The 12861-nt window shown below is 64.4% G+C and carries 9 protein-coding genes and 1 rRNA gene; 7 read left to right on the top strand and 3 right to left on the bottom strand.

Annotation, left to right across the window (positions count from 1 at the left end):
- The 4 genes from rrf to ACNFBT_RS00020 all read left to right on the top strand — a co-directional run.
- Positions 1-111: ribosomal RNA gene (gene rrf / locus ACNFBT_RS00005) — 5S ribosomal RNA — on the top strand; the annotation flags it as partial.
- 410 nt (positions 112-521) lie between these two features.
- Positions 522-1178 carry a paraquat-inducible protein A gene (locus tag ACNFBT_RS00010; RefSeq protein WP_416745298.1) on the top strand — a complete coding sequence of 219 codons (657 nt, stop codon included), beginning with the start codon at positions 522-524 and terminating at the stop codon, positions 1176-1178.
- On the top strand, positions 1165-1785 hold the full coding sequence (locus ACNFBT_RS00015) for a paraquat-inducible protein A (protein ID WP_416745300.1): 621 nt from the start codon (positions 1165-1167) through the stop codon (positions 1783-1785). The genes ACNFBT_RS00010 and ACNFBT_RS00015 overlap by 14 nt, the downstream gene beginning before the upstream one ends.
- On the top strand, positions 1778-4078 hold the full coding sequence (locus ACNFBT_RS00020) for an MlaD family protein (protein WP_416745302.1): 2301 nt from the start codon (positions 1778-1780) through the stop codon (positions 4076-4078). Before ACNFBT_RS00015 ends, ACNFBT_RS00020 begins: the two co-directional genes overlap by 8 nt.
- Positions 4079-4290: 212 nt before the next feature.
- Here ACNFBT_RS00020 and mksF read toward each other — a convergent pair whose 3' ends face one another.
- Genes mksF through mksB form a run of 3 tightly spaced genes read right to left on the bottom strand, consistent with a single transcriptional unit; the run spans position 4291 to position 9141 of the window.
- The gene (mksF, locus tag ACNFBT_RS00025; RefSeq protein WP_416745304.1) at positions 4291-7125 is read right to left on the bottom strand and encodes an Mks condensin complex protein MksF; all 2835 of its coding nucleotides are present in this window, start codon (positions 7123-7125) and stop codon (positions 4291-4293) included.
- The gene (gene mksE, locus ACNFBT_RS00030; protein WP_416745306.1) at positions 7122-7874 is read right to left on the bottom strand and encodes an Mks condensin complex protein MksE; all 753 of its coding nucleotides are present in this window, start codon (positions 7872-7874) and stop codon (positions 7122-7124) included. The genes mksF and mksE overlap by 4 nt, the downstream gene beginning before the upstream one ends.
- A complete protein-coding gene (gene mksB / locus ACNFBT_RS00035) occupies positions 7864-9141 on the bottom strand; it encodes an Mks condensin complex protein MksB (RefSeq protein WP_416745307.1) in 1278 nt (425 codons plus the stop codon). The genes mksE and mksB overlap by 11 nt, the downstream gene beginning before the upstream one ends.
- A 205-nt stretch (positions 9142-9346) precedes the next feature.
- Between mksB and ACNFBT_RS00040 the strand changes: the two genes are divergently transcribed.
- The 3 genes from ACNFBT_RS00040 to ACNFBT_RS00050 all read left to right on the top strand — a co-directional run bounded on the left by ACNFBT_RS00040 (position 9347) and on the right by ACNFBT_RS00050 (position 12861).
- On the top strand, positions 9347-9952 hold the full coding sequence (locus ACNFBT_RS00040; RefSeq protein WP_416745309.1) for a hypothetical protein: 606 nt from the start codon (positions 9347-9349) through the stop codon (positions 9950-9952).
- A gap of 241 nt (positions 9953-10193) precedes the next feature.
- Positions 10194-11276, top strand: a complete 1083-nt coding sequence (locus ACNFBT_RS00045) for a hypothetical protein (RefSeq protein ID WP_416745311.1) — start codon at positions 10194-10196, stop codon at positions 11274-11276.
- Position 11277: 1 nt separating this feature from the next.
- Positions 11278-12861, top strand: coding sequence for a hypothetical protein (locus ACNFBT_RS00050; protein WP_416745313.1), 1584 nt, complete (start codon positions 11278-11280; stop codon positions 12859-12861).

The raw sequence follows: 12861 nt of genomic DNA on the forward strand, positions 1-12861 counted from the left end.
CGACCATAGAGCGTTGGAACCACCTGATCCCATCCCGAACTCAGCAGTGAAACGACGCATCGCCGATGGTAGTGTGGGGTTTCCCCATGTGAGAGTAGGTCATCGTCAAGCTCCTATCCCAAAGCCCCTGATCAGCACTGCTGGTCGGGGGCTTTGCTTTTGCGCGCGGGAAAAGCCAGTGGCGCAGGCCGGTCGCAACCGGGCATTGTGGTGTGCGCTGAGACGGCGGCTATCGAGGACAGAGTTCGCTCCTATGCGGTGCAACGCCCGGAGCCGGAGTTTGCGCGGGGACGGCGCAGTGGCAGTTCTGTGTGCTCGCTCTGTAGCCAACGAACTGGCGTGTGGATAGGATGACTTTCTCGCAGATTGCGGGGGCTTGCTGGAGCGTTGCCGAATAGCGCAAGGGCGCAGCAGACTCCGCTCTTCGCTACAAAAATTCGCAATGACTCGATGCCTATGCTGTGCAACGTTGAGCGCTCGCCCTCGTCTACAATAGCGTCATCTTTTTCCTGAGTTCTTTCATGTCCGAAATCCAAGGTGATGCGCTAGAGCACCTGCCGCTGGATCAACTGACCGCGTGCCATGAGTGCGATCTGTTGATGCGGCGCGAACCCGTGCCGCTGGGGCAGAAATCTGTTTGTCCGCGATGCGGCTATGAGCTTGAAATACACCGTCCTCACATGGTGAAGCGCGCATTGGCCCTGGTGCTGACGGCGTTGCTGCTCTACATACCGGCCAATTTCATGCCGATCATGCACATCACTATTCTCGGCCAGACCAGTACCGATACGGTCTGGAGCGGGGTGCTGGGCCTTTACGGGTCGAGCATGAAAGGCGTCGCCGTCGTGGTGTTCCTGTGCAGCATGATCATTCCGCTGGCCAAGTTGCTCTGCCAGCTGTTCGTGCTGCTGACCCTGCGTTTCAAGAGGATGCGCGACCAGGGCATGGTGTTGTTGCGTGGATACCAGCACCTGCGCGAATGGGGGATGCTCGAGGTCTATTTCATGGGCATCCTGGTATCTATCGTGAAGCTGATCGGCATGGCCGAACTGCATATCGGGCTGGGACTGGCCTGCTTCGTGGCTTTGTTGTTCACCCAGGTCTGGCTGGAGGTGACCATGTCCCACCACCAGGTCTGGGGCGAGTTGTCCGGGGAGTTCGACGATGCGAGCCATTGATGCCGGTGTACTGATCTGCGGCGAGTGCCACCAGCTCAATCGGCGCGTCGAGGGCGACGAAACCTTATGCAGCCGCTGTGGCTCGGTGGTGCACGAGCGCAAGCCAAACAGCCTGGCGCGGACCTGGGCGCTGCTGATCACGGCCGCCGTGCTCTATATACCTGCCAACCTGTTGCCGATCATGACGGTCAACTTCCTGGGCAATGGCATGCCGGCGACCATCATGGAAGGGGTGATCGAGCTGATCAACGCGGACATGGTGCCTATCGCCGCGGTGGTCTTCGTCGCCAGTATCCTGGTGCCTACCTTCAAGCTGGTCGGCATCACCCTGCTGCTGTATTCGGTGCAGCGCCACCAGCCCATGTCCGCCAGGCAGCGGATCATGATGTACCGGTTCATCGAGTGGATCGGACGCTGGTCGATGCTCGACATCTTCGTCATCGCGATCCTGGTGGCTTTGGTGAATTTCGGCAATTTGGCCACTATCGAGGCGGATCTCGGTGCGGCCGCTTTCGCCAGTGTGGTCGTACTGACCATGCTGGCTGCAGTGACCTTCGATCCCCGGTTGATCTGGGATAACACGGACGCGGAAAACGACAATGAGTGATCTTCCCACCCCGAAGATGCGCAAGACCTCCAACTGGTCGGCAATCTGGATCCTGCCGCTGATCGCCCTGGCGATCGGTGCCTGGTTGGCCTGGAGGGCCTACGACCAGGCGGGGATCATGATCAATATCCGCTTCGAAAGCGGTGACGGGATCCAGATCAACAAGACCGAGGTGATCTTCAAGGGCATCGGTGTCGGCAAGGTGACCGACCTGCATGTGAACAAGCCTGACCTGGGCGTCACTGCGGTCGTCGAGATGCGCAAGGAAGCCGGCGAGTACCTGAGCAAGGGCACCCGCTTCTGGCTGGTGAAGCCGCGCGTGTCGCTGGCCGGGGTTACCGGTCTGGAGACTCTGGTGTCCGGCAACTACATCGCCATCGACCCGGTGAAGGGGGACCCGCAGAAGGAGTTCACCGCGCTGAAGGAGCCGCCGCCGCTTTCCGACAGCCTGCCCGGCCTGCACCTGACGCTGAAGGCCGAGCGACTGGGCTCGCTGGAGCAGGGCAGCCCGATCTATTACCGGCAGATCCAGGTCGGCCAGGTGAAGAGCTATCACCTGGCGGAGGACCAGAAAACCATCGAGGTGAAAATCCACATCGAACCGGCCTACGCCAACCTCGTGCGCAAACATACGCGCTTCTGGAACGCCAGTGGTATCACCCTGTCCGGTGACCTGAGCGGCCTCAAGCTGCGTACCGAGTCTCTGGCTTCCATCGCCGCGGGTGGTATCGCCTTCGCTACGCCGGAGAACTATCCGGACAGCCCGCCGACGGATTCGACCAAGCCGTTCCGTCTCTATGAGGACTACGATGCCGCCCAGGCCGGCCTGAGCGTCAAGTTGAAGGTCACCGACGTCAGCGGACTCAGCGCCGGCAGCACGCCGGTGATGTACAACGGCGTGCAGGTCGGTACCGTGAAGAGCATCGACATGGACCAGGACTTCAATGGCGCCACCGCGCAGCTGTCCATGGACCCGCGCACCGAGGACTTCCTCAATAGCGGCACCGAGTTCTGGCTGGTCAAGCCGAGCATTTCCCTGGCGGGTATCACCGGCCTGGAAGCGCTGGTGAAGGGCAACTACATCAGCGTGCGCTTCTCCAAGACTGGGGAGCCGTCCCGTGAGTTCGCCATTCGCCCCAAGGCTCCGCCGCTTAACCTGGATTCGCCGGGCCTGCACCTGGTGCTGACGACCGACAAGCTGGGCTCGCTGGAGGTCGGCACGCCGATCCTCTATCGGCAGCTGAAGGTGGGCAGCGTGCAGAGCTACCAGCTGTCTCGCCGTGATCCTTCGCGGCTGGTCATCGGCGTCCATATCGAGCCGGAGTACGCCAAGCTGGTGAACACCTCGACGCGCTTCTGGAACGTCAGCGGCGTTACCGTCAGTGGCGGGCTCGATGGCATCAAGCTCAAGAGCGAGTCTCTGCAAACCCTGATTGCCGGTGGCATCGCCTTCGATACGCCCGACGCGAAAGCGCCTCCGATAACCAAGGTGCGTCGCTTCGCGCTGTTCGACAGCGAGGAAGTGGCACATGCCAAGGGCCGTATGATCGAACTGCGCGCCGACACCGCCGACGGTCTGAAGGAAGGCACCGTATTGCGCTACAAGGGCCTGGAAGTGGGGCGCGTCGAACAGGTCGATTTGAGCAAGGACTTGAGCGGCGTGGTGATGAAGGCGCGCCTGACTCGCGCGGAAGACAGCATTGCGCGCCAGGGCACGCGCTTCTGGGTGGTCGGGCCGGAAGTCGGGCTTAACGGCGTGTCCAACCTCGGCACCATCGTCAGCGGCCAGTACATCGAAGTGCTGCCGGCCGACAAGCCGGGACAGGCACAGACCGCCTTCAGCGTGCTGGCCAGCCAGCCGAACCGCCTGCTGGAGGGCGAAGGCCTGCGTCTGACGCTGAGTGCCCCCCGTCGTGGCTCGCTGAAGGTGGGCGTGCCGGTGACCTACCGCGAGGTACAGGTAGGCAAGGTGACCTCCTTCGAACTGGGTGAGACGGCCGACCGGGTGCTGGTCCACATCCTGATCGAACCGCGCTATGCGCCGCTGGTACGTACCGGCAGCCGCTTCTGGAATACCAGCGGGGTAGGTGTGGATGCGGGGCTGTTCAAGGGGGTGAAGGTGCGTACCGAGTCCTTCGAGACCATCCTCGCCGGCGGTGTCGCTTTCGCCACGCCGAACAACGCCGAAATGGGGGCGCCGGCCAAGCCGGGGCAGACCTTCGCACTGTTCGACGAGTCCAACGAGGAGTGGCTGGACTGGGCGCCGAAGATCCCGCTGGGCAAGGCGAACTGAGTTTCAGCAGTACAGGAAAAGGGCCGCATCAGCGGCCCTTTTTCATTTCAGCGGTACGGACGGCCCCCTGTAGGAGCGAGCTTGCTCGCGAAACGGGCTAGCGCGGTGCCAAGGAGTTCGCGAGCAAGCTCGCTCCTACAAAAGCAGGTCTGCGCGGAGCCGGAAAAGCAAAAGCCCCGCATTGCGGGGCTCTTGCTTCAACGCGGGGAAGGTCACGCCGGCTCGGCGCTGGCCTCCACGTCGTTGTGCGCGGCCTGCTCGGTATCGCGCCGGCGGATGAACTTCCAGTCCGCCTCGTCGATATAGATGCCGCTGGGACCGCTGCCGCCTTCCAGGTCGATGGCCACCTGGGCCGAGACCTGCGGCTTCACGCTCGCCAGGATCGGCACGAAGCCCAGCTGCAGGCTGGTCTCCAGCAGCGCCGACTGGTTGCGTTCGTCGATGTCCGCCGCCTCGTCGAGGTAGTAGGGCAGGCGCACGCGGCCGGCCTGTTCGCGGTCCATCAGGTGCAGCAACAGGTACATGTTGGTCAGCGCCTTGATGGTCATGGTGGTGCCGTTGGATGCAGCGCCGTCGATGTCGGTGTGCATGATCGGCTGGCCGCCCAGCTTGGTGATCTCGAACGCCAGCTCGAACAGGTCCTTCAGACCCAGCTGGTTGTTGTTCGCCGCCACCAGGCGCGACAGGTAGTCCTTGGCTTCCTCGTTCTTCGCATCCTGCTCGGCGCTCTGGGTCAGGTCGAAGACCGAGAGGTTTTCGCCTTCTTCGTACTGGCCGGCGCTGTGGATGATCTGGTCGATGTGCTTGAGCGCGTCCTTGTTCGGCGCGAGCACGATGCGGAAGCTCTGCAGGTTCGACACCTGGCGCTTGTTGATCTCGCGGTTGAACAGCGCCAGCTGGTGTTCCAGGTTGTCGTAGTCGCTGCGGATGTTGCGCAGGGTACGGGCGATGTCGGTGACCGCCGCGCGGCGCGCCTTGGCCAGGGTGAGGGCTTCGTCGGTGCGGTGCGCGTAGGCGTTGATCAGCAGTTGCAGGCGACGCTCGGGATCATCCTCGCTGTCGAACTTGGCCACGCCCTTCAGGCGCACCTGGGCGTACAGCGCCTCGATCTGGCCGTCCACGCGCTGCAGCGACTGCCAGGTGTCCTGGTAGTCGTTGAGCAGCGGCAGCAGGTTGTCCATGGAGTCGTCGACCGGGTCCATGAACGGGATGCCGAAGGGGAGGTTGGCCGGCAGCAATTGGCGGCGGCGCAGGGCGTCGTCGAGGGTGCGCTGCTTGGCTTCCAGGTCGGCCAGCTGGCGGCCGATCAGCTGCAGCTTGGCGGACAGTTGCTGGACGCGTTCGGTGAAGGCGTCGGCGGAGCGCTTGAGTTCGTCCTGGGTGGCTTCCAGCTGGGCGAGTTGCTCCAGCTTGGCCGGCTCCTCGGCGTTCAGCGTCTGGCTGCGGCGGAAGTCTTCCAGCGCCTTCTGCGCATCCAGCACGTCCTGATAGAGCTTGTCCGCCTGCGCCTTGCTGGCGTTGCGGTCGGCGGCCACCGCCTGCTGGGTCTTGAGCTGCTTGAGCTCCTTCTCCAGGCGCTCCTTCTGGTCGCGCAGCGCGGCGCGGTCAGCCAGGGCCTGCAGGGCCGGAGGCTCGATGGTGGAGAGATCGATGGTCAGGCCGGGCACTTCGAAGCGCTCGCCCTTGAAGGCATCGAGGATCTTCTCGACGCTGCCGACCCACTGGCCGTCCTCGTCCAGGTTCACGCCCTTCTCGCCCAGCGGCAGGCTGAACAGCGCGCCGTTGAACAGGCGCATCAGGCGTTCCACGTCCTGCTGGGAGAACTCCTCGCGCAGACGGGCGTAGCTGTTGTTGTCGGCATGTTCGAGCTGCTGGCGAACGCCTTTCAGGCGCTTCTCCAGGTCGCGCATGCGCTCTTCCAGGTCTTCGCTGGAGAACTGCCGGGAGTGCGCCAGGGCGCCGGCCAGTTCGTCGTGGGCGTCCTTGGCGGCGAGCAGCTGCTGCTCCAGCACCTTGGCGTCCTCGACCAGCGCGAAGCGGTTCTTCAGCACCGCCAGTTCGCCCATCCAGCGCTGGATCTCGCTGATCTCGCGCTCCAGGCGCATCAGCTCGGCGGTGCTGCCGCGCTGCTCGTTCTGCAGGCCATCCTGCTCGCGGCGGTAGTGCTCGGCCTGGATGACCAGCTCTTCCTTGCGCGCGCCGGAATAGTCTTCCCAGGTGCCCAGCAGGTTATCCAGCAGCGGCGAGAGGCGGTGCATCTTGCCGCGCAGGATCTCGCGCTGCGCCACGCCGTTGGCCAGGGCCTCGACCAGCGGGCCGGCGGCGACCAGGGCCTGGTAATCACCCTCCATGCGGCGCACGTCGCGGAAGGCTTCCTCGCAGGCGGCGATGTAGTCGACGCTGCCCGAACGCAGGCTGTGCTCGAAGGCATCGAGGAACAGCTGCTTGAGCTTGGCGGCAGTGATCTCGCGCATGTGCAGCAGGTTGATGAACAGCGAGCGGAAGGTCTTCAGGCTCTGTTCGCTGGTGGAGCGCAGCGGGATCAGGGTCAGGTCCAGCGGGATCGAGGTGTGGCCGCCGACCAGCAGGCGGCGCAGCTCGTCGGGCTTGAGCTCGTAGGACTTGATGCCCTCGCGTTCCAGGTTGGCGTACAGCTCGCGCAGGCGCAGGCAGGTGCCGTTCTTCTGGTAGTGCTCCAGGTCCAGCTCGCCCTGGTAGGCGAAGAACTGGTGGCCGAAGCCGCCGCCGGGACCGCGCCCGCCGACGCCGATCACATGGCGGCCGTGGGGCAGGTCCAGTTCGATGAGGATGTAGCTGGTGTCGGTGGCGAAGTAGAACTTGCGCGAGGCTTCCAGGCTGTACTTGCCGAAGCTCATGTCGGACATGCGCGCGAGAATCGGGAACTGCAGCGCGTTGATCGACGCCGACTTGCCGAGGTTGTTCGCGCCGTACACCGACAGCGGCTGTTCCAGCGGGAAGATGCCGAGGCTGTAGCCGGCGGTGTTGAGCAGGGCGAAGCGGCGGATGCCGTAGCGTTCCTGGGTCATGCCTGGGCCTCCATGTCGGCTTGTTCTTCGGCGATGGCGCGGGCGAGGGCGTCTTCTTCGCTCTCTTCTTCCACGGCCACGGCAGCGGCTTCTTCAAGGGTGACGATGGCGTCTTCAACCGGCTCGTCCGCATACGACTCGAGGATCACCACCGGCTCGTCGTCCTCGTCCATCAGCGCGGGCGCGGTGAACTGCATTTCGCTGGCGTGCAGGTTGCTGGCCAGGTCGCGGTCCTGCTGGACCGACAGGCATACGTCGAGGAAACGGTGGATCGGCGGCAGGAAGCGGTACACGCCGTTGTCCTCGGCGGCGAAGCCGAGCTGGGTGAGGCGGCGCATGACCTTCTCTTCCAGCTCTTCCTGGGTGGTCACCTCGGCCTGCAGGAACAGGTCGCGGTACTTCTCCAGCACCGGCGGCAGCTCGTCGCGGCCGATGCTGCCACCGTCGAGTACGGCCAGCGGGTCGCGGCCCTGGTCGGCCAGGTGCTCGACGAGGATGAAGGTGAACAGCGCCAGGCGCTGGGCGGTCTTGTTCACCTGGGCGCCGATCTGCTCGGGCACGAAGTAGTAGAAGCCACGGGTATCGCAGACCAGCTCATAGCCCAGGCTGCGGAACAGCGCGCGGTAGGCGTCCTGCTGGTTGGACAGCTGGCTGTACAGCTCCGGATCGCGGCGGCTGATGTGGAAGCCCTTGAACAGCTCGCGGAAGATCGGCGCGAGCTGGGTCATTTCGGTGAGATTAATCTGCATGCTGTTCGCTCTTGCTGTCCTTGCCAGCGGTCGAGCCGGCGATCAGGGCGAAGGAGCACAGGCTGACGCTGTGCTGGAGAGTGTCGTATTGGCGGCGCTCGAGGCGGTCGCGCTGGAAGCGGGCATCACGCGAGAGGCGCGAGAACCAGTAGAGCAGCTCGTCGGTGGCGCCTTCGGGCTCCTGCTCCAGCAGCCACTGCATCAGGTCCGGCAGCGGCAGCGCGGCCTGGCAGCGGTCGAGCATTTCCCGGGCGGTGCGCGGCGAGCGCTGCGGGCCGTCGCTCTTGCGATTGCCGCTGGCCTTGGGGAAGTGCGCCGGCTTGGGCTGGAAGTTGGCGAGGGCGAAGACGTAGCTCTCGACCTGGGAGGCGGTGCCCAGGAAGTTGCTCTGCGGCCGGGTGAACATCGGCATGGCGGCCTGGGGCACGGCGTCGATGCCCTTGCGGCGGATGACCGACAGGGCCAGGGCGGCGCCACGGGTGATCGCGTTGTGCCGGCGGGCTTCCTCGCGCAGCGGCAGCAGCAGTTCGCGGGCGCGGCGCAGGGTGAGCTGGGCGGTGGTCTGCATTTCCAGGATGCGCGCGTGGGTGCGCAGCAGCTGGTCGTCGTCCACCAGTTGGCCGAGGCGCGCCTGTTCGCCGAGCAGGCGCAGCAGCACCTGTTCCACGCGGCGCACGCCCTGTTCGAAGGCGCCGTCGGCGGAGACCAGCTGGATCATCGGCTCGACGTACTCGTCCCAGGTGGCCAGGACTTCCGCGTAGCGCTGGCGCAGCGGAATCTGTCGGTCCTGGGTCTTCGCCCGTTCGGCTACCGCGACCAGTGCCTGTTCGTCGTTGGCTAGCTTCTTCAGCACATCGCGCACGCGCATGTCGAGCAAACGCAGCTGGCGCGCCAGGTCGTTGCCGTCGCGCACTTCGAAGGCATCGCGGATGTAGCCGGCCAGGCGTTCCAGGTGGCGCAGGTAGGCTTCGATCTCCAGGCACAGGCCCAGGCGGTGCTCCTGGCGCAGGTAGGCGAGGAAGTCATGGATCTGCGCGTTCAGCTCGAAGCGGTTGGGGCTCTTGGCCACCGGGACGAGGATGTCCAGGCGGATCCACTGGTCGAGCAGGGCGGTGATGTCCACCGGGGTGCTGTCGGGCAACTGGCTGGTGAGCTGGTTGCGCAGCTCCACCAGGCTCAGGGTGCCGGCGTCGAAGCGCTCGCACAGCGGTTCGAGCAGCACCCAGTGTTCGGCGAGGGCGCGTAGTACGCGTCGTGGGTCGATCATCGGCTTGGTTGGGCCCGGAATGAACAAAGGGGGCGATTGTACTGCAAAGGGTCTGCCCTGACCGACAGAGTGACGAAACGCGTCAGATTGCGACGGGCTCCATCGATCCATGCGTGAAATGGATCACGGAAATTCGCCGCTAAATGGCTGAATTTTCTGGCATGTTTTCTGCCAGAGTCAGATAGACGAAGACTGATTTACCACCATGACCTACGACGCCGCACTTGCCAAAGCCCGGTGGGCCGAACTGGAGCGCCAGAACGACCTCGACTGGGACCTGGACGCCATCACCGACCGCAACGAAGCCATCGCTTTCCTGCAGCGCTTCGAGAATCGCCTGTGCATCTATTCGTCGTATGTCGAGAAGCTCTACAGCAACTACAGCTTCGTGATTCCGGAGAACCAGGAAGGCGGCATCACCATCCTCCCGGATGAGCAGGCCTGGTTCGACACCTTCCACGACATCCCCGCCGACGCGGTCGAGCCCACCGGTATCCACATCCTGCCGGGCGAGACCATGGGCTACAGCGGCCTGTACCTGAAAATCCCCGGTGAGCATCGCCTGGTGGCGTCCCGCGAGCTGCCGTTCCAGGACGGGCTGAAGGTGCTGATCAACCGCTACCGGATGCGCGAGGACTCCTTCCTGCCGGTGCTGGTCAAGGGCGATCTGCGCGAGTACGAGGCGCGTATGCCCTCGCTGCACCTGCACCGCCTGAACATCGCCAAGCTCCAGTCCCATTCGCGCCTGAACCTGGACTCCATCAAGGGCGCCATCGCCGAGCACCTGATCGGTCTGTTTCGCCAGCGCTGATCCGGCACCTGTAACGCCGGTGTGACGATGGGTAACAACTCCAGCCCACCACTCCCTCCACCCGGGCAGGCTTTCCACTCCCGAAGGCACGTTTTCTCGACTATGGGTCGGGCCGCCGTGGCGGGGAGAATTCCTATAGTGGCATCACGGGGTCGAGCCTCCGGTCGCTGCTAAGGACCGGCCATGCGTCGGTTGCGCGTCCCCTTCCTATAACAACAGCTCCCCATCAGAGGAGAGTGCCATGCGTCAGTCCTCCGGTCCGCTCATGCGTGCCCTTGCCTTGCTCTGCGGGGGCCTGCTGGCCTGTTCCGCCCAGGCACGCATGCAATCGATGGACGACGACGAGCTGTCGAAGATCTCGGGGCAGGGCGCGATGCTCACCGTCGACGCCTCCACCTACCAGAACTACCAGTACACCCGGCTCAACTTCGGCGCCGACATCAGCCTGCTGACCAACATCGACCAGCTCAGCCTGGGCAACTACACCCGCACCGGCGCCAACACCGTCTCCAACCAGCCGGCCGACATCCTGATCAACAACTTCGCCCTCGGCCGGGTGGACAACGCCAACTCGCCCGACGCCAAGGTGGTGCCGTTCCAGATCCAGGACCCATACGTCGAATTCGCCTTCCAGACCAACAACGGCGTGCGCCAGTTGGTGGGCGCGCGGGTCGGCTTCGGCAAGGCGCAGGGCGACCTGTCCGGCGATATCCTGTCGATCACCGGCAACCTGCAGGGCCAGATCTACGGCCCGGCATCCATCGCCTACGACTACTACACCCGCAACGGCTGCCCGAACCTGATCAACTGCCTGGCGCTGTCGATCGCCGGCGATACGCCGGTCTACGCCGACGTGGTGCTGCTCAAGGCCGGCACCGGCGAGGCCACCATCAACGGCCAGCCGATCAACCGCGCCACCCAGATCGGCATCGCCAAGGGCGATTCGCTGCATTCGGATGCCGGCGGCCTGGTCGCCTCGCTGATCCCGACCCTGTCGACCACCAACAACTGCCAGGCGCTGGGCCTGACCACCTGCTTCGACCTGACCAACTACAAGACCATCTACATCGGCAAGCCGGGCTCCACCGACATCAACACCGGCGCCCAGGGCATCTTCTTCTCCCTGCAGAACCAGAACGTGCCCTGGCAGGACCTGGCCAACGCCGGCAAATTCGTGAGCACCCAGTCCGGCGCCTTCGCCAACTTCCCCAAGGTGGGCAACGGCGCGGATGCGGTCTACCCGATCCTGATCAACCTCTACGATGCCCTGCGCGGCCTGCCTCGCCAGTCGACCTGCATGGGCTCCCAGGCGGCGGGGTGCTGACATGAGCGCACGTGCCACTCTGATCGCCGGCCTGCTCGCCAGTCTGCTCTGCCTGCCGGCCCAGGCCATGAAGGCCCTGGACGATGACCAGCTGGGCGAGGTCAGCGGCGCGGGCCTGGGCTTCTTCATCGACGGCTTCAGCTACGACCAGGCCAGCGCCTCGGCGAAGATCACCGGGGTGAAGAACAGTGCCAACCAGGATGTCCAGGTGGACATCACCGGCGCCTACATCAAGGGCGCCGGCAGCCAGCGCGGCACGCTGGACACCAAGGCCTATATGGGCACGCCCATGCATGCGTTCACCTTCGGCCCGATCAAGTACAAGGCCGGCGCCAACATCCCGGTCGGACAGCAGGCGCTGCAACTGATGACGCCGACCTGGACCGACCCCATCAACGACACCCACAAGTTCGGCCTCTGGTCCTACTACCAGGGTTGCCTGTACGGCGATGCCGGTTGCACCGACCCGACCAAGGCGACGAGCAAGATCAACAGCGAACTCAGTGCCCTGACCACCCAGCGCAACACCCTACTGAGCGCCTATTCCAACGACATGGTCACGCTGAAGACGGGCATCGACGCCGACATGATCGTGGTCAACCAGCGCGAGGCCCAGGTGGATGCCGCGCAGGTCGTGGTGAAGAACAACTACAGCACCATGCAGAGCAAGTTCGCCGTCGCGCCGGCGCGGGTGTGCGACAACGTGCTGGGCATCGCCTGTACCAACAAGCCGGACTTCGGCTCCAAGTACGACTGTTCCCTGATCGCCGGGTGCAGCAGCAACACCGGGGTGAAGGCCTACAACGACTCGGTGGACAGCTACAACAGCAGCGCCTCCAACCTGACCACCGCGCAGCAGAACCTCAGCGCCTCCTGGAACGTCACCCGCAATGGCGTCACCCTCAGCCAGCGCGCCAGCGACTACGACAAGTTCGTCCAGCTCTGCGGGGCGCAAAGCAGCGGAGCCACCACCTGCGTGGGCGGCACCATCACCCGCACGGGGAACAACGTCGCCACGGTGAAATTGGTGGCCGACGCCATGCCCGGCTCCGCCGGCACCCGCATCCAGGGCCTGGACATCGGCATCAAGACCCGCTTCACCCTGCCCAGCGTCGCCTACAACAGCGACGGCAGCCGCGGCGCCACCAGCCAGCGGCAGGACTACTTCTCCATTGCCCTGGAAAATTTCACCCTCAACGGCTCCTACCTCAACCTGTGGGGCGACTCGGTCGGCCTGAAGGCCTCCATGAGCCTGCAGATGTACGCTGACAAGCTGATCATCAGCGGCTGCGAAGTCTGCTCCGACAGCGACCGGGTGGTGGCCAAGAACGTCTACTTCGACCTCAACCTGGGCGACGCCAACTACCAGCCGGCGACCCTCACCGTCGCCAGCAACGGCGACCTGATCCTCAACGCCCCGGGCGTCACCTGGGCCAACCACACCGCCTTCTACCAGAACGTGCAGAAGAGCAATATCAGCATTGGCAACCTGAACATCGGCGGTACCGACCTCGGCTCCCAGGCTGTGCGGGGCATGCGGATCGACTACATGAACGTGCGTACCGTCAACCTGCCGCGCCAATGA

The sequence above is a fragment of the Pseudomonas sp. NY15181 genome (assembly GCF_048068055.1).
GTDB lineage: Bacteria > Pseudomonadota > Gammaproteobacteria > Pseudomonadales > Pseudomonadaceae > Pseudomonas.